The organism is Microbacterium oxydans (assembly GCF_000956525.1).
Taxonomy (GTDB): domain Bacteria; phylum Actinomycetota; class Actinomycetes; order Actinomycetales; family Microbacteriaceae; genus Microbacterium; species Microbacterium oxydans_A.
The window spans coordinates 781438-799454 of sequence record NZ_JYIW01000026.1 but is presented as its reverse complement, the minus strand read 5'-3'; the positions used below and the strand labels follow the sequence as shown (position 1 = coordinate 799454).

At 68.3% G+C, this 18017-nt stretch carries 13 protein-coding genes; 10 read left to right on the top strand and 3 right to left on the bottom strand.

Going from position 1 to position 18017, the window contains the following annotated elements:
• Positions 1–9: 9 nt before the first annotated feature.
• Entirely contained in the window at positions 10–1095 is a 1086-nt protein-coding gene (dxr, locus tag RS83_RS16480) for a 1-deoxy-D-xylulose-5-phosphate reductoisomerase (RefSeq protein ID WP_045280540.1), read from the top strand.
• A 23-nt stretch (positions 1096–1118) separates the two neighbouring features.
• Here the strand turns inward: dxr and RS83_RS16475 are convergent, their stop codons facing one another.
• Positions 1119–2741, bottom strand: a complete 1623-nt coding sequence (locus RS83_RS16475; RefSeq protein WP_045280539.1) for a Mur ligase family protein — start codon at positions 2739–2741, stop codon at positions 1119–1121.
• Between the two features lie 115 nt (positions 2742–2856).
• Between RS83_RS16475 and RS83_RS16470 the strand changes: the two genes are divergently transcribed.
• Positions 2857–4170, top strand: a complete 1314-nt coding sequence (locus RS83_RS16470; RefSeq protein ID WP_045280538.1) for a M50 family metallopeptidase — start codon at positions 2857–2859, stop codon at positions 4168–4170.
• Positions 4171–4196: 26 nt separating this feature from the next.
• Here RS83_RS16470 and RS83_RS16465 read toward each other — a convergent pair whose 3' ends face one another.
• Entirely contained in the window at positions 4197–6089 is a 1893-nt protein-coding gene (locus RS83_RS16465) for a chorismate-binding protein (protein ID WP_045280537.1), read from the bottom strand.
• A 229-nt stretch (positions 6090–6318) separates the two neighbouring features.
• Between RS83_RS16465 and ispG the strand changes: the two genes are divergently transcribed.
• On the top strand, positions 6319–7470 hold the full coding sequence (ispG, locus tag RS83_RS16460) for a flavodoxin-dependent (E)-4-hydroxy-3-methylbut-2-enyl-diphosphate synthase (protein ID WP_197072145.1): 1152 nt from the start codon (positions 6319–6321) through the stop codon (positions 7468–7470).
• Between the two features lie 73 nt (positions 7471–7543).
• The gene (locus RS83_RS16455; protein WP_045280535.1) at positions 7544–8407 is read left to right on the top strand and encodes a hypothetical protein; all 864 of its coding nucleotides are present in this window, start codon (positions 7544–7546) and stop codon (positions 8405–8407) included.
• 40 nt (positions 8408–8447) lie between these two features.
• On the opposite strand, the gene RS83_RS16450 is transcribed toward RS83_RS16455, so the two are convergent.
• The gene (locus tag RS83_RS16450; protein WP_045280534.1) at positions 8448–9863 is read right to left on the bottom strand and encodes an RNB domain-containing ribonuclease; all 1416 of its coding nucleotides are present in this window, start codon (positions 9861–9863) and stop codon (positions 8448–8450) included.
• Positions 9864–10053: 190 nt separating this feature from the next.
• On the opposite strand from RS83_RS16450, the gene RS83_RS16445 reads away from it, so the two are divergent.
• From RS83_RS16445 to infB, 6 genes are all read left to right on the top strand, one after another.
• Complete coding sequence (locus RS83_RS16445) at positions 10054–10827, top strand: isocitrate lyase/PEP mutase family protein (protein ID WP_045280533.1); 774 nt, start codon at positions 10054–10056, stop codon at positions 10825–10827.
• Between the two features lie 46 nt (positions 10828–10873).
• Positions 10874–12631: a proline--tRNA ligase gene (locus RS83_RS16440; protein ID WP_045280532.1), complete on the top strand. Its 1758-nt coding sequence runs from the start codon at positions 10874–10876 to the stop codon at positions 12629–12631.
• A gap of 4 nt (positions 12632–12635) precedes the next feature.
• Positions 12636–13676, top strand: a complete 1041-nt coding sequence (locus RS83_RS16435) for a TIGR00730 family Rossman fold protein (RefSeq protein ID WP_045280531.1) — start codon at positions 12636–12638, stop codon at positions 13674–13676.
• A gap of 114 nt (positions 13677–13790) precedes the next feature.
• Complete coding sequence (nusA, locus tag RS83_RS16430; RefSeq protein ID WP_045280530.1) at positions 13791–14774, top strand: transcription termination factor NusA; 984 nt, start codon at positions 13791–13793, stop codon at positions 14772–14774.
• Positions 14775–14838: 64 nt separating this feature from the next.
• Positions 14839–15093, top strand: a complete 255-nt coding sequence (locus RS83_RS18625; RefSeq protein ID WP_082071702.1) for a YlxR family protein — start codon at positions 14839–14841, stop codon at positions 15091–15093.
• A gap of 94 nt (positions 15094–15187) precedes the next feature.
• Positions 15188–17962, top strand: a complete 2775-nt coding sequence (infB, locus tag RS83_RS16425) for a translation initiation factor IF-2 (protein WP_045280529.1) — start codon at positions 15188–15190, stop codon at positions 17960–17962.
• The last annotated feature ends 55 nt before the right edge of the window (positions 17963–18017 follow it).

Below are 18017 nucleotides of genomic sequence, written 5' to 3'. Positions count from 1 at the left end.
CTGGGCGGCATGCGTCGCATCATCGTCCTCGGCTCCACCGGTTCCATCGGCACGCAGGCGCTGGATGTGATCCGCGCGAACCCCAGGCGCTTCGAACTGGTCGGGCTTGCCGCCGGCACGAATGCCGAGCTGATGGCGACGCAGGCCGAGCAGTTCCAGGTCGAGCACACGGCGCTGGGTGCTGTCGAGGCTGAGCAGTTGGTCCGCGATGTCGAGGCGGATGTCGTGCTCAACGCGATCACCGGTTCGATCGGGCTCGGCTCGACGCTCGCCGCGCTGAAGGCCGGCCGCACGCTTGCGCTCGCGAACAAGGAGTCGCTGATCGTGGGCGGCGCTCTGGTGCAGGCCGCTGCCGCCCCCGATCAGATCGTGCCCGTCGACTCCGAGCACTCGGCCATCGCGCAGGCGCTGCGCAGCGGCACCCATGCTGAGGTACGGCGCCTGGTCGTGACGGCATCCGGTGGTCCGTTCCGTGGTCGCAGCCGCGACGGGATGGCGTCGGTGACTCCGGCGGAGGCGCTCGCGCATCCGACCTGGGATATGGGGCGCATGGTCACCACGAACTCGGCCACCCTCGTCAACAAGGGTCTTGAGGTGATCGAGGCCCATCTGCTGTTCGACGTCGCCTACGACGACATCGAGGTGGTGGTGCACCCCCAGTCGGTCGTGCATTCGATGGTCGAGTTCATCGACGGATCCACGATCGCGCAGGCTTCACCGCCCGACATGCGTCTGCCGATCTCGCTCGGGCTCGACTGGCCGCATCGCGTCGGCGGCGTGGGGACGCCGATCGACTGGACGGCCGCGACCTCGTGGACCTTCGAGCCGCTCGACCACACGGCGTTCCCCGCGGTGTCGCTCGCGAAGGCCGTCGGACGCGCCGGCGCGACCTTCCCCGCCGTGTACAACGCCGCGAACGAGCAGGCTGTCGACGCCTTCCACGAGGGGCGTCTGCCCTTCCTCGGTATCGTCGACACGATCGCACGGGTCGTCGACGCGCATGAGCCGCCTGATGCGCTCACGGTCGAATCGCTCGCCGAGGCCGAGCGCTGGGCGCGCGAGAAGGCAGATCGTCTGATCGCCGCCGCGATCTGATCCCGAACTTCGCTCGGCGCTGCTCAGTCCTCGTCGGAGTACGGCACCGGCCAGTGCGAGTCGGGAACCGGCCATCCCGCCGACTTCAGCGCGCGGCGTGCGAGCTCCCGAGCGGAGTACGGCGTCCGGACGCCGCGGATGTCGCGATAGTCCTGGTGCCCAGGGCCTGCCCAGAGGATCGCGTCGCCGTCGCCGACCAGTGCGACCGCCGCCACGATCGCGCGCTCGGGCGGTGAATACTCGTGGATCTCGGCATCCGGGCGTGCCCTGCGGGCGCCGTCGACGAGGGTCTTCCTGATCGATTCGGGATCCTCGAACCGCGGGTGGTGATCCGTGACGACCAGGATGTCGCTGCCTTCGACGGCGGTGCGCGCCATGTCGAACCGTTTGCTGGCGTCGCGATCGCCATCTGCGCCGAACAGCATCACGACACGGCCGGGCGTGACCCGGCGAACGGCAGCGAGGGTCTTCTCGAAGGCATCGGGGGAGTGGCCGAAGTCGACGAACACGGCGGGGCCGCGGTCGCCCGACACCAGCTGCGTGCGACCGGGCAGGTATGCGCGGATCCCGCCGTCGCGATCGAGCGCCGCGGCGATCCGCTCCCAGCTGTAGCCACCCTCGAGCAGCATCACGATCGCCAGCGCGGCGTTCGCGGCCATGTGCGGTCCGATCACCGGGACGGTGGTCGTCAGCGAGCCGGCGGGACCGGTCATCGTGAACGTGGTGCCGGAGGCGCGCTCGTCGTCGATCACGACGACCCAGTCTGCCTTCGCGGCAGCATCCGGATCCGCAGCGATCGACGGCGTGCCCACTGTGACCGTGGGGATCTCGGCGCGCTCGACGACGATGGCGCCGGACGGCGAGTCGAGGCAGATGACTGCGCGGCGTGCCCGGTCGGGGCGGAACAGCGGCAGCTTCGCCTCGAAGTACTCCTCCATGTCGGCGTAGTCGTCGAGGTGATCGTGGCTGAGGTTCGTGAAGCCGGCGACGTCGAACACGAGGCCGTCGACGCGATGCCGGGAGAGCGCCTGTGCGCTGACCTCGACGGCGACGGCTTCGACCTGCCGCTCGCGCATGAGCGCGAGGAGGGCGTGCATCTCGGATGCCTCAGGCGTGGTCAGCCGCGAGACGATGACTTCGCCCGCGATGTGCCGTTCCGCGGTCGAGGACAGCCCGGCGACGACGCCGAGCTGCTCGAGGATGCCTTCCAGCAGATGCGAGACGCTGGTCTTGCCGTTGGTGCCGGTCGTCGCGAACAGGAGCGGGAGCGGGTCGCCGGCCCCGGTGCCGTACACCCAGGCGCTCAGGTCGCCCAGGATGCTGCGGGGGTTGTCGACCACGATGATCGGCAGGCCGACCGATTCGGCGATGGTCGCGCCGGCTTCGTCGGTGATGATCGCGACCGCGCCCTTCTCGGCGGCGGCCACCGAGAACTCGGCTCCGTGACGATTCACCCCCTGGATCGCGACGAACGCCTCTCCGGCTCGGAGGTCGGCGGTCGCCAGCGTGATGCCGGAGACGACGACTCCGCCCACATCGCCGCGCACACTGCGGGCGAATCGAGAAGCGAGTTCGGACAGCTCACGCCGGGGCGGGTTCGCGGGGCGGAGCACGGGAGGCAGGCTCGGTTGTTGTTCAATCGACATGTCGGGTCAATGATCTCATGGCGCAGCCGGGATTCCTCGTCGGCGCGACCTGGGCCGGCGGCGAGCCTCGGCACGTGTGGGCGGATTCCTAGATGCAGCCCTGTACCGTGAGCAGGTGGAAATCCTCCTGTATCTGGCCGGCATCCTCTTCATGCTGATCGGCCTCGGGTTGTCGATCGGTCTGCACGAGGTCGGACACCTCGTTCCCGCGAAGCTCTTCGGCGTGCGCGTCGGGCAGTACATGATCGGGTTCGGGCCGCGTCTCTGGTCGAAGAGGATCGGCGAGACCGAGTACGGCTTCAAGCTGCTGCCCGTCGGCGGATTCATCTCGATGTCGGGCATGTACCCGGCCTCGTCCACGGCAGGACCCGCCAGAGGCGCCTTCCGGGCGCTGATCCAGGATGCTCGCTCGGCGAATGACGAGACGATCGCTGCGGGCGCGGAGGACCGTGTCTTCTACCGGCTTCCGGTCTGGAAGCGCGTGATCGTCATGCTCGGCGGGCCGCTCATGAACCTCGTCCTGGCCGTCGTCATCTTCACCGTGCTGCTCTCCGGCATCGGGATGCAGCAGGGCACCACCACGATCGCCTCGGTCAACGAGTGCGTCGTGCCCGCTGGTTCCACCCAGACCGAATGCCAGCCGGGCGATCAGGCGACGCCGGCAGCGGAAGCCGGCATCATGCCGGGCGACGTGCTGCTGTCGATCGACGGCACCCCGGTCTCGACCTTCGCCGAGGCCACTGCGATCGTGCAGGCGTCTCCGGGTCAGTCGCTCGATGTCGTCATCCAGCGCGACGGCGCGAAGCAGACGCTGCGCATCACGCCGATCTCGGCCGAGCGCACCCTGACGGATGCCAGCGGGCAGCCGTTGCTCGACGACACCGGCGCGCAGATCGTCAAGAAGGTCGGCTACGTCGGCATGGCGTCGCAGATGGGATTCGTCCAACAGCCGCTGAACGCAGGCGTCGAGATGACCGGCGATACCGTCGCCAGGGTCGGGACGCTCATCGTGACGTTGCCGGTGCGTCTGTGGGACGTCGGTGTCGCCCTCGTCACGGGCGGGGAGCGCGACCCGAACGGTCCGCTCAGCGTCGTCGGGGTCGGCCGGCTCGCCGGCGAGGTCGCAGCGACCGACGCTCCCGTGCTGAACCGGATCTCGGTGCTGCTCGGCCTGCTCGGCTCGCTGAACGTCGCGCTGTTCGTCTTCAACCTGATCCCGCTGCTGCCGCTCGACGGCGGTCACATCGTGGTCGCGCTGTGGGAGGGGATCAAGCGGGTCTGGGCGAAGCTGTTCCGTCGCCCCCCACCCGCGCCGGTCGACGCCACGCGCCTCGTGCCGCTGACGGTGGTCGTCGCGACGTTGCTGATCGCGATGGGCGCCCTGCTGATCATCGCCGACCTGTTCAAGCCGATCGACATCCTCGGCTGAGTCAGTCTTCCCGCAGCCTGCCCGGCTCAGCGCAGCGCGTGCTCGACGAGCCGCTCGAGGGTGCGGATGCCGTCACGCGACAGGATCGACTCGAGGTGTCCCTGCACTGATGCGAAGTGCGTCCCTCGGAGTGCGTAGACGTCTCCCGTGAGCGGATCCGCTGAGATCTCGACGCCGTCGACTGCCGTGGTCCCCGGGGTGACGCGGGCAGTGAAGGTGTTGTAGAAGCCGATCGAAGCATCCTCACCGAACACCGGCACCGACTTCTGCAGGCCCTGGTGCGGAGCGTCGAGCGGTGTGAGCGTGATGCCGAGCCGGTCGGCGAGGATCTGATGGCTCAGGCACACCGCGAGCAGCGGGGCGTCTGCCTCCAGCCGCCGTGCGACGGCCTCTCGCATGCGGGCGATGCGCGGGCTCTCCGGATCACGCGGGTCGCCGGGGCCGGGGCCGGTCACGACGAGGTCGGCAGCATCCAGTTCGGCATCCGTCGCCGCATCCCACGGGACGATCGAGACGGCGAGACCGAGGTGTCGGAGCTGGTGCGCCAGCATGGTCGTGAACCGGTCCTCGGCATCGACGACCACCGCGGTTCGTCCGGCGAATCGACCGGCGGCGTCGTCGCCCTGTGGGTTGAGCCAGAACTCGGCCAGCCGGGAATTGCGCGATGCGAGCAGTTCGGCGACCACGGGGTCGTCAGCGAGGCTGACTGCGGCACGCGGCGCGTCCGGATCATCCGCCTCGCTGCGGGCTTCGGCTGCGCGGTCTCGGTCGATCGCTCCGATGGCGCCGAGCACGCCCGCCGCCTTGCCGTGCGTCTCGCTGACCTCGCCATGGGGGTCGGAGTGCCGCACGAGCGTCGCGCCGACCGGCACGCGCAGTGCGCCGTCCACGAGATACACGGTGCGGATGAGGATCGGGGCGTCGAGGTCGTGGCCGCCGTCGGCGTTCGGGGTGAACAGCGCGGCGACGCCGGAGTAGTAGCCGCGAGGTTCGCGTTCATGGCGGCGGATGACGGCGCAGGCGTTCTGCATCGGTGAGCCCGTCACCGTGGGGGCGAACATGGTCTCGCGGAGGATGTCGCGCGGATCGAGCTTGCTGCGGCCCCGCAGCATGTACTCGGTGTGCGTGAGCCGGGACATCTCCTTCAGATGCGGGCCGGTGATGCGCCCGCCGTCCGAGCACACGGCGCTCATCATCTTGAGCTCCTCGTCGACCACCATGAAGAGCTCCTCGGTCTCCTTGGTGGAGGAGAGGAAGTCGACCAGTGTCTCGCGCGTCGACCCGCCGGCCGGATGCCGGAACGTACCGGAGATCGGATTCATCGTGACGATGCCCTCGCGCGCCACGACGTGCGCCTCCGGGCTCGCGCCGACGGCGATGTGACCGGGCGTGAAGACTGCGAACGTCCAGTACGCGCCGCGCTCGTGCGTCAACAGCGCTCGGAACCAGGTGAGCGCAGCCGTGCGGTCGTCGACATCGATGTTCGCGGTGAAATCGCGGCGGATCACGAAGTTCGCGCCCTCGCCGCGCCCGATCTCATCGGCGATCACGGTCTCGACGATCGAGGCGTACTCCTCGTCGGCGATGTCGAAGCCGGCGTCGCGGAGCGGGACCGACGCGGTCGGCAGCTCGGCGAGCAGTTCGCCTGTGGGCAGATGGAGGTGTTCGTCGACGACCAAGCAGCGCAGCGGTGCGCCGTCGTCCTGCGCCACGAATCCGCGTTCGCGCACCTGTCGGTAGGGGACGAGGGAGAAGACCTCGCGCGGGGTTCCGTCGATCGTCAGCGGGATGTCGGCGAGCAGGTCGACGTCGATGACGTCGCCGGTGAGCAGCTCGACGGTGTCTGCGCCGTCGCGCGCGATCAGGACGAACGAGGCGTCCGGGTCATGGCTGAGCTCGGCGAGTCGTGAGGGGGTCATCGATGTCTCCTGTGCAGGGCTCCGGCTCGGCTCAACGAAAAGACCGCCCCGGAGGCGGTCTGGATTCGTGGGAACGCGAACACACCGCCTAGGAGGCGGGCCACCAGGTGAAGTTCGCGAGCATGGGCCGAAACTACCACACCGGCGGCGTTCGCCCACGGCGCATGACAGCCCGCTCGAACCTCTCGGCATCCAGCCTCCGTGCATCCGGGCGACGTAGAATCGACGTGTGCCAGCAGTCAATCTCGGGATGCCGAAGATCCCCGAAGTCCTCGCCCCGCGCCGGAAGTCTCGCCAGATCAAGGTGGGCAAGGTGCTCGTCGGCGGCAACGCTCCCGTGAGCGTGCAGTCGATGACGACGACGAAGACCACCGATATCAACGGGACGCTGCAGCAGATCGCCGAACTCACGGCCTCCGGCTGCGAGATCGTCCGCGTCGCCGTCCCGCACCAGGACGACGCAGACGCGCTCAAGATCATCGCGATGAAGAGCCAGATCCCCGTGATCGCCGACATCCACTTCCAGCCGCGCTACATCTACACCGCGATCGATGCCGGATGCGGCGCCGTGCGAGTGAACCCTGGCAACATCCGCGAGTTCGACGGCAACGTCGGCAAGATCGCCGAGGCCGCGAAGGCCGCCGGCGTCTCGCTCCGCATCGGCGTGAACGCAGGATCGCTCGACCGCCGCATCCTCGAGAAGCACGGCAAGGCCACCGCCGAGGCGCTCGTCGAGAGTGCCGTCTGGGAGGCGTCGCTGTTCGAGGAGCACGACTTCCACGACTTCAAGATCTCGGTCAAGCACAACGACCCGATCGTCATGGTCAAGGCGTACCGTCAGCTCGCCGAGCGGGGCGACTGGCCCCTGCACCTCGGCGTCACCGAGGCAGGTCCGGCGTTCCAGGGCACGATCAAGAGCGCGACCGCCTTCGGCATCCTGCTCGGCGAGGGCATCGGAGACACCATTCGCGTCTCGCTGTCCGCACCGCCAGCTGAAGAGGTCAAGGTCGGCCACCAGATCCTGCAGTCGCTGAATCTGCGCGAGCGCAAGCTCGAGATCGTGTCGTGCCCCTCGTGCGGTCGGGCGCAGGTCGACGTCTACACGCTCGCCGAAGACGTGACCGAGGGGCTCAAGGACATGACCGTGCCGCTCCGCGTCGCCGTCATGGGCTGCGTCGTGAACGGACCGGGCGAGGCACGCGAGGCCGACCTCGGTGTCGCTTCCGGCAACGGCAAGGGCCAGATCTTCGTCAAGGGCGAGGTCATCAAGACCGTGCCCGAGGCGGAGATCGTCGCGACGCTCATCGAAGAGGCGAACCGCATCGCAGCCGAGATGGGCCCGGACGCGTCCGTCGGCACCGCTCAGGTCATCACCGTCTGACACTTCGTCCGACCACCCCGGTCTGACCCTGATCCTTTCGGCCGCACCCGGTGCGCCCGTTCTCCGGAGAACCATGCCTGCCACCCTCGTCTCCTTCGCCGACGGCTCGACATCCGGCGAGGGGATCATCACCCGTGTTGAAGCGTCATCGCGGGGAACGGTGATCGTCGCAGACGCGACGCCGTTCCACCCGGTCGATCACACCTGGCCCGACCAGCCGGGGGACTCGGGCACGCTCGTGGTCGGCGACGAACGAGTCGTCGTCGCGGAAGCCCTCATGGCCGCCGTCAGCGACGAGGGCGAGTTCGCGGTCGGCGTCGACATCCCCGTCAAGCGCGGAACTGAGGGTTGGACGTGGCTGGTCGGGCATCTGCTCGATGGCGCGGCTCCTGCAGCATTCGTCGATGGCGCACCGGTGCGTCTCGACGTGGACGCCGCGCAGCGCGCAGGTCTCAGTCGCGGCCACACCGCCTGCCACCTCGCGTCGCTGGCACTCGACCTCGCGGTCGCGGATCTCTGGCGCAAGGATCCTGGCGCGGATGCACTCGGCAACCCGGACTTCGAGGGACGGGCGAATCAGTCGAGCCGCATCCATGGAGACGGCAGCGTCGACGAGTACCGGCTCGGGAAGAGCCTGCGTCGTGCGGGCTTCGATACCGAGACGTTCGCCGCGACGCTCGCCGATCGCGTGTCCAGCATCAACGCGCAGCTTTCGGCGTGGGTGGCATCTGCAGCGCAGAGCCACATCGTGACGGAGGGGCCGACGATCGTCGATCGTCGACGCTGGCAGTGCGAGCTGCCGGAGGGCGAGGCCCTCATCCTGTGCGGAGGCACGCATGTGGCATCCCTCGCTGAGTTCGCGTCGATCACCGTCGATCTCGACCTGAGCGATCCCCAGCTGCTCGTGATGACGACCACGGTCGTGCCTGCAGCCTGAGGCGTCCCGTGCTCGCCGGGGCCGGTGAGTGCCCCCGCGATCAGAGTGCGAACTCGACCTCGCCACGCGCGATGTCGGCGCGCACCACATGCAGCGCGACGACGTCGCCGGGCGTGGCTCCGGACGGGATCGGTGCGGATGCGGTGACCGCCGGCTCCGCGATCTGGATCGTCGCACGTTCTCCGCGGAGCTCCACGACCGTCGCGTTCACGACCGAACCGACCAGCGGCGTGAGGAGTGCTGCCTCGACGGCGTTGATCGTCGCCGAGTTGAGTCGGGAGGCGCGCTGGCCTGACTCCTGCATCAGGGCTGGCAGCTCGGCGAGCGAATCGCGCGCCCATGCCGGGGCGTCCTCGCCGTTCGACACGGCGAGACAGATCGCGAGGGACCAGCGGTCGACGAGGCGGCGCAGGGGAGCGGTCGTGTGTGCGTACGGCGCGCCGATCGCGGCCTGCTCGGCGTCCGTCGGCGCGGCGCCGTCGAAGACGACGTACCCGGCGCCGCGGAACAGCGTCGCTGCAGCCTCGAGAATCGGCAGCGTCATCGGATCGGTGCGATCGAGTTCCCGCAGATAGTCCCCGTACCGTCCCGCGGTCCATGGTCGTCCGAGTGCCTCGGTCTGGTGGCGGAACGCGTCGAACGAGGGTTCGTCCGGCTGTGGCATGGTGCGGAGCACGCCGATCCGTGCGTCGAGCATCATCTCGGCGGCGGCCATGCCGGTCATCAGCGACAGCTGCGCGTTCCATTCCTCGATCGGGAGCGGATGCCGCCGCTCGATCCCGTAGCTTCCGTCTGCCGTTTGGACGACCTCTTCGTCTGGCAGGTTCAGGCTCGCGCCGCCGCGCTGCTGCTCCAGCGCGATCCGAAGCCCGCCGATCTCCGGCAGCAGCGACCAGGGCCCGTCCTCACCGCGCTCGAGCGACTGCTGGGCGGACACGTAGTCGAGCTGGGCGCGCGAGCGGATGAGCGCCCGCTCGAGTCGGTGGTCCGAGACCGTGCCGTCGCTGTCGAGTGCGAAGGTCCAGACCAGCGCTGGCCGATCGACAGCGGCGAGCAGCGAGGCGCGGTCTTCGCTCAGCACACGGGGATGCAGCGGGATCGATCCGTCGGCGGCGTAGAGCGTCTGCCCTCGACGGCGCGCCTCGGCGTCGACGGCACCGCCCGGTGTCACGAAGCCGGGCACATCGGCGATCGCGTAGCGGACGGTGAAGCCCGATCCCGATCGCTCGAGATGGAAGGCCTGATCGAGGTCTCGCGAGCCTTCGGGGTCGAGCGTCGCGAACGGCACATCGCGCAGATCGAGGTCGGGTTCGCTCGCCTTCGCTGCTTCGGCCTCCGCGATCACCCCGGCGGGGAACTCCACCGGGGCATCCAATGCTCCGCGCAGGGCTGTGAGCGCCGTGGCGAGTTCGGTCTGCGCGGCTGACGGGGCGACGTGCGATCGGCGCTGAGGCATGTCCCCACCCTAGGTCGAGACATGAGCAGCGGGACTCAGCACGGCGCAGCGGGAGCATCTCGCGAGCAGCGCGTCGGCCGCACAGCGCGGCGGCTCAACGACCCAGACCAGTACATTGCTCGACAGCTGAAGATTGAGGGAGATCGTCCGCGCCGGCCCCGATGTCGATCACCCGCGTTAGCGTGGTGACATGACCACTCCAGCTGCCAAGGCCCAGACTCTGATCGGACTCTATGACGCTCCGGAGATCCTCCGCGTCGTCAACGTGTGGGATGTGGTGTCGGCTCGCGCCGTTGCCACGCTTCCCGAAACGCATGCAATCGCAACCGCAGGACACGCCATCGCTGCCTCGTTCGGCTACGACGACGGCGCGATCCCGCGCGACCTGATGCTCGACATGGTCGGGCGCATCGCCGCGTCCGTGAGCGTACCGGTGACGGCCGACCTGGATGACGGGTACGGCGACGCGGGGGAGACCACCCGACTCGCGATCGCCGCCGGCGTCGTCGGCGCCAACGTCGAGGACCGCCTCAAGCCCTTCGACGAATCCGTCGCCGCCGTCGAGGCGATCGTGAAGGCCGCAGAAGCCGAGGGCGTGCCCTTCGCCCTCAACGCACGCACCGACGCGTTCGTGCGGGCCGGCGGTCGCCCGGCCCAGGAGAGCGTCGCCGACGCGATCCACCGCGGCCGTGCCTACATCGACGCGGGCGCGACCGCGGTCTTCGTGCCGGGGCTTCTCGACGCGAGCATCACGCGTCAGCTCGTCGAGGGCATCGGCGAGCGCAAGGTGAGCGTGATCGGTGTTCCCGGTGCGCTCGCGGCATCCGAGTACGAGAAGATCGGCGTCGCCCGCATCTCCTACGGCCCGCTCCCGCAGCGCGTTGCGCTGACCGCACTCCAGGAGCTCGCGGCGAGCCTGTACAAGGGTGGCGTGGTGCCGTCAGGGCTTCCCGCGCTCAACTGACGAGCGTCGACCGAGACGAGTGACCGCGGATCAGTAGACTTGCTCCGTGGTCACTCGTCTTTCGAATTTCTTCCTCCGTACGCTCCGTGAAGACCCCGCAGGTGCCGAGGTCGCCAGCCACCGGCTGCTGATCCGCGCCGGGTACATCCGACCGCAGGCCGCGGGCATCTTCGCCTGGTTGCCGCTCGGGCTTCGCGTGAAGTCGAAGATCGAGACGGTCGTCCGCGAGGAGATGGCCTCGGCGGGCGCTCAGGAGGTCCATTTCCCGGCGCTGATGCCGCGCGAGGCCTATGAGGCCACCGGCCGCTGGGAGGAGTACGGCGATCTGCTGTTCCGCCTGCAGGACCGCAAGGGCGGCGACTATCTGCTCGCGCCGACGCACGAAGAGGCCTTCACGCTGCTCGTGAAGGACCTGTACTCCTCGTACAAGGACCTGCCCCTCACGATCTATCAGATCCAGGACAAGTACCGCGACGAGGCACGCCCTCGCGCAGGTCTGCTCCGCGGCCGCGAGTTCACGATGAAGGACGCGTACTCCTTCGACGCGTCCGACGAGGGACTCGACGCGAGCTATCAGGCGCAGCGGGATGCGTACGAGCGCATCTTCCAGCGCCTCGGTCTCGAATACGTCATCGTGCAGGCGGATGCCGGTGCGATGGGCGGCTCGCGCAGCGAGGAGTTCCTGCACCCGACCCCGGTCGGCGAGGACACGTTCGTGCGCAGCGCGGGTGGATACGCGGCGAACGTCGAAGCATTCACCACCGCGGTTCCCGACGCGATCCCCTTCGACGCCGACGCGGAGCCCGTCGTCTTCGACTCGCCCGACACTCCGACCATCGAGACCCTCGTCGCGCACGCGAACGCAGTGCTCGACGGCGAGTACACCGCTGCCGACACGCTCAAGAACGTCGTGCTCGCGTTGACCCACCTCGACGGCTCGCGCGAGCTCGTCGTGGTCGGAATCCCCGGTGACCGCGAGGTCGACCAGAAGCGCGCCGAGGTGGCCTTCGCTCCGGCAGAGGTCGAGACCGCGACGCCCGAGGACTTCGCGAAGCATCCGCTGCTGGTGAAGGGATACATCGGCCCCTGGTCCGCGACCGGCGCGATCCTCGGCGAGGAGTCGGCCACGGACATCCGCTACCTCGTCGACCCCCGCGTCAGCGAGGGCACGAGCTGGATCACCGGCGCCAACATCGACGAGAAGCACGCGCACTCGGTGGTCGCCGGCCGTGACTTCACGGCAGACGGCATCGTCGAGATCGCGAATGTGCGAGCGGGAGACCCCGCCCCCGACGGATCCGGCCCGGTCGAGCTCGCCCGCGGCATGGAGATCGGTCACGTGTTCCAGCTCGGTCGCAAGTATGCGGAAGCGCTCGGCCTCAAGGTGCTCAACGAGAACGGCAAGCTCGTCACGGTCACGATGGGCTCGTACGGCATCGGCGTCACCCGCATCCTCGCGATCATCGCTGAGCTGAACAACGACGACAAGGGTCTGATCTGGCCGGCATCCGTCGCGCCGTTCGATGTGCAGGTGGTCGCGGCCGGTCGTGACCAGATCGCATTCGACGTGGCTGAGGACATCTCGGCGCAGCTCGAATCCGCAGGCCTGGACGTGCTCTACGACAACCGCCCCAAGGTCTCGCCCGGCGTGAAGTTCGGTGATGCCGAACTCGTCGGCGTGCCGAAGATCGTGATCGTCGGACGCGGTGCGGCCGACGGGCAGGTCGAGTTGTGGGACCGTCGCAGCGGTGATCGTGACGCCGTGACCGTCGCAGAGGCGGTCGCGCGACTCGTCGCCGGTTGATGTCATGACCGACGAGGCTCTGCCGGAGGCGTTGAGCGCCGAGGTCAACGCCGTGCTTGATGCGGCAGGCGTGACCGCTGATCGCCGCTTGGTGATGCGGCTGATGCGCACATCGATCCTGCTCGGCGAGGACGACACAGAGCGGCTCGACCTGAAGATCGCCTCGGCAGCGCTGGCGGAGATGCGCGACGCGTTCCGTCTGTTCGCGCCGTACCGGGGGATCCCGAAGGTCACCGTCTTCGGCTCGGCGCGCACCCTGCAGGATGATCCGCTCTATCTGCAGGCGCGCGACGTGGCAGCCGCACTCGCGAACGACGGCTGGATGGTCGTCACCGGCGCAGGCCCCGGCATCATGCAGGCGGCAGCCGAGGGAGCAGGGCCAGAGCTCTCGCTCGGCGTGTCGATCCGTCTGCCGTTCGAGGAGAAGCCGAACAGTCTGGTCGCAGGCCGGGATCACGTCGTCGCGATGAAGTACTTCTTCACGCGCAAGCTCATGCTCATCAAGGAGTCCCAGGGCTTCATCTGCCTGCCCGGCGGCTTCGGCACGCTCGACGAGATGTTCGAGCTGCTCACGCTGCAGCAGACCGGGAAGGCCGAGCCGACCCCGATCGTGCTGCTCGACGAGAAGGGTGGAACCTTCTGGCAAGGGCTCCGCCGGTTCATCGACGAGGATCTCGCGCCGACCGGCGTGATCTCCGAAGGAGACTTCGACCGGGTCGTGATCACCGACTCCGTCGAGGAGGCTCGACGGCAGATCGCCGGGTTCTGGCGCAACTACGACTCGCTCCGCTGGATCGGCGACACGCTGGTGCTGCGATTGCGTGCCGAGCCGACGGATGCGGAGATCGCGGGGCTGAACCAGGAGTTCGCCGCCATGCTCGCCGGCGGTGCGATCGAGCGCGTCGAGCCGAACCGCGTCGAGGTCGCCGACGACGATCTGCTGCATCTGCCTCGGCTCGCCCTGCATCTCGATCAGCGTCAGGTGGGCAATCTGTTCCGGCTGATCGGCGCGATCAACACGCTGCCGTCGGCGCCCGCGGCCTGACCGAACAGCGGCATCCACGGTCGCGTCGTGGCAGCAGTGCCGCGCACACGGTATCGTTGTACGGATGTCGCGTGTGCACACAGACGCGACGAGAGCTGAATAGAGGAGGCCGTCATGGACATCGAACTGAGTCTGCTGCGAGGGATCGAGAAGGAGAAGGCGATTCCCTTCGATGAACTCGTCTCGATCATCGAACAGGCCATCCTGACGGCGTACTCCAAGCACGTCTCGTTCGACGGCGCTCCCGTCGAGGGCGTGCGCGTGCATCTCGACCGCAAGACCGGCCATGTCGCCGTGCTCCAGGTCGTGCGCGATGAAGAGGACGCGATCATCGGTGAAGAGGACGCGACTCCTGACGACTTCGGTCGCATCGCCGCCTTCGCGGCCAAGCAGGTCATCAGCCAGCGTCTGCGCGACATCGCGGATGACGTCGTGCTCGGCGACTTCAAGGACAAGGAAGGCGACATCGTCGCCGGCGTGATCCAGCAGGGCCCCAACCCCCGGATGATCCACGTCGACCTCGGTTCGGTCGAGGCGATCCTGCCTCCTGAGGAGCAGGTGCCCAGCGAGCAGTACACGCATGGGTCGCGCCTGCGCGTCTACGTCACGAGCGTCTCCAAGGGCATGAAGGGGCCGCAGATCACCGTGTCGCGGACCCACCCCGGCCTGGTCCGCAAGCTCTTCGCGCTCGAGGTGCCGGAGATCGCGGCCGGTCTCGTCGAGATCGTCGCGCTCGCCCGTGAGGCTGGCCACCGCACCAAGATCGCCGTCGTCGCGAAGGACCCGGCGATCAACGCCAAGGGTGCCTGCATCGGCGAGATGGGACGCCGCGTCCGCGCGGTCACCGAGGAGCTTTCCGGCGAGAAGATCGACATCGTCGACTACGACCCGGAGCTCGCGCCGTTCGTCGCGAATGCGCTCTCGCCGGCCAAGGTCACGAGCGCCTTCATCCTCGACGCCAGCACCAAGGCCGTCCGAGCTCTCGTCCCCGACTACCAGCTGTCGTTGGCGATCGGCAAGGAGGGCCAGAACGCCCGCCTGGCGGCCAAGCTCACCGGTGCCAAGATCGACATCCAGCCGGACAGCGTGCTCGACTGATCCGCGGTCATTTCCGCCGACTCGGTGGCAGCTCGCACAGAGCGAGACGAAACGCAGGTGTAAGATGGAACCCGTACGAACGTGCGTCGGTTGCCGCACGCGTGCTTCCCGCTCCACTCTGCTCAGGGTGGTGAACCAGAACAACATCCTCGTCGTCGACGAGCATGCGGTTCTGCCGGGGCGCGGCGCGTGGGTGCATCCGACGGCTGAATGCATGGATGCCGCACTGCGGCGTCGGGCATTCGGACGAGCACTGCGTGCGTCCACTCAGTTGGACACACGGACCTTCGAACAGCACCCACCGAGAAACAAAGGCTGAACAGCTATGGAAACAAAGTGAACGGCTCGAAATGAGACCCGTCCGCGACTAGTGGTCTGCCCTGTCTGGGTGGACCAACTCAGACAGGAGAATTGTGGCTGGTAAACCACGCGTACACGAGATCGCCGCCGAACTCGGCGTCGACAGCAAGATCGCACTCGCGAAGCTCAAGGAGCTCGGCGAGTTCGTGAAGAGCCCCTCATCGACCATCGAACCGCCGGTGGCGCGCAAGCTGCGCGCGGCGATCGAGGCCGACGGCTCACTGAAGGCCGCCCCCGAAGCGACGCCCGCTGCGAAGCCGGCGTCGAAGTCGAGTGCCTCTTCACCCAAGCCCGGTGCCTCCTCGGCACCGACCCCCGGTCCCAAGCCGGGTCCGAAGCCTGCCCCGGCACCGGCAGAACCGGCTCCGGCCGAGGCTGCACCCGCTCCTGCGGCGCCCGCTGCACCTGCAGCTCCCGTAGCAGAGGCCGCAGTGGCCCCCGCCGAGTCGAAGCCCGCTGACGGCGGCGCTCCGAAGCCCGGCGCACCGCGTCCGGGGAACAACCCGTTCTCCTCCGCGCAGGGCATGGGACAGCGTCCCGCCGGCCCGCGTCCGGGGAACAACCCCTTCGCCTCGGCGCAGGGCATGGGCCAGCGCCCGAGCCCGACGCCCGGCAACATCCCGCGCCCGCAGGCGCCTCGTCCCGGCGCCCCGCGCCCGGGCGCACCCCGTCCCGGCTCTCCCCGTCCCGGCGCTCCGCGCGGCGGTCAGGGTGGTCGTCCCGGTGGTGCACCGTTCCAGCAGCGTCCAGGCGGCCCCGGCCGTCCCGGCGGTGCCGGTGGACCCGGTGGTGGTGCAGGCGGCCCCGGCGCACGTCCCGGTGGAGGCTTCGCAGGCCGTCCCGGTGGCGGCGGCGGTCGTGGCCGTGGCCCGGGTGGAGGTACCGCTGGTGCCTTCGGCAAGGGCGGCGGCAAGAGCAAGCAGCGCAAGTCGCGGCGGGCGAAGCGGCAGGAATTCGAGATGCGGAGCGCCCCGGTCGTCGGTGGCGTCAACGTCACCCGCGGTAACGGGGAGATCATCCGCATGCGCCGCGGCGCGTCCATCGCGGACTTCGCGGACAAGATCGAGACGCTGACCGGTTACACGGTGCAGCCCGGAACGCTCGTGACGATCCTCTTCAACCTCGGCGAGATGGCCACGGCCACCGAGTCGCTGGATGAGGCGACGTTCGAGGTTCTCGGCGCCGAGCTCGGCTACAAGATCCAGATGGTCTCGCCCGAGGACGAGGACAAGGAGCTCCTCGAGGGCTTCGGTCTCAACCTCGAGCAGGAGCTGGAGGAGGAGAGCGAGGACGACCTCGAGATCCGTCCGCCGGTCGTCACCGTCATGGGTCACGTCGACCACGGTAAGACCCGACTCCTCGACGCCATCCGTCAGACCAACGTCATCGAGGGTGAAGCCGGTGGCATCACCCAGCACATCGGTGCCTACCAGGTCTGGACCGAGCACGAGGGCATCGAGCGTGCGATCACGTTCATCGACACCCCGGGTCACGAGGCGTTCACCGCCATGCGTGCTCGTGGTGCGCAGGTCACCGACCTCGCGATCCTCGTGGTCGCAGCCGACGACGGCATCATGCCGCAGACGGTCGAGGCGCTGAACCACGCCCAGGCGGCGAACGTGCCGATCGTGGTCGCGGTGAACAAGGTCGACAAGCCCGACGCCAACCCGTCGAAGGTTCGTCAGCAGCTCACCGAGTACGGCCTGGTCGCTGAGGAGTTCGGTGGCGACGTCATGTTCGTCGACGTCTCCGCTCGTGCCAACACCGGCATCCAGGACCTCCTGGACGCTGTGCTGCTCACGGCCGACGCTGGTCTCGACCTCACCGCCAACCCGAACAAGGGTGCCCGCGGTGTCGCGATCGAGGCGAAGCTCGACAAGGGTCGCGGTTCTGTCGCCACCGTGCTGATCCAGTCCGGAACGCTCCGGATCGGTGACGCGATCGTGGCGGGCACCGCCTATGGCCGCGTGCGTGCCATGGCCGACGAGAACGGCGAGCAGGTCCTCGAGGCCTACCCGTCGCGTCCGGTGCAGGTGCAGGGTCTGAACTCGGTGCCTCGTGCCGGTGACGTCTTCATCGTCACCGAAGAGGACCGCATGGCCCGTCAGATCGCTGAGAAGCGTGAAGCGGTCGAGCGCAACGCCCAGCTGGCCAAGGCCCGCAAGCGCATCTCGCTCGAGGACTTCACCCGTGCTCTCGAGGACGGCAAGGTCGAGTCGCTCAACCTCATCATCAAGGGTGACGTCTCCGGTGCCGTCGAGGCGCTGGAGGAGTCGCTCCTCAAGATCGAGGTCGATGACTCGGTGCAGCTGCGCATCATCCACCGCGGTGTCGGTGCGATCACCGAGTCCGATGTGAACCTGGCGACGATCGACAACGCGATCATCGTCGGCTTCAACGTCCGACCCGACACGAAGGCGCGCGAGCGTGCTCAGCGCGAGGGCGTCGACATCCGGTTCTACTCGGTCATCTACAACGCGATCGACGAGATCGAGAGCTCGCTCAAGGGCATGCTCAAGCCGGAGTACGAAGAGATCCAGTCGGGCGTCGCGGAGATCCGCGAGGTCTTCCGGTCCTCCAAGTTCGGCAACATCGCCGGTGTCATCGTGCGATCGGGAACGATCACGCGAAACGCCAAGGCTCGCGTCATCCGCGACGGCGTCGTGCTGGCCGATGGCCTCGCCATCGAGTCGCTGCGTCGCTTCAAGGACGATGTCACCGAGGTCCGCACGGACTACGAGGCCGGTATCGGCCTCGGCAAGTACAACGACATCCAGATCGGCGATGAGATCGAAACCACCGAGCTCATCGAGAAGCCGCGAGGCTAGTAGTCAGATCGAGATCTTCGGGCGCTCTTCGCGCTGGCTCCTTCGGGAGCACAGC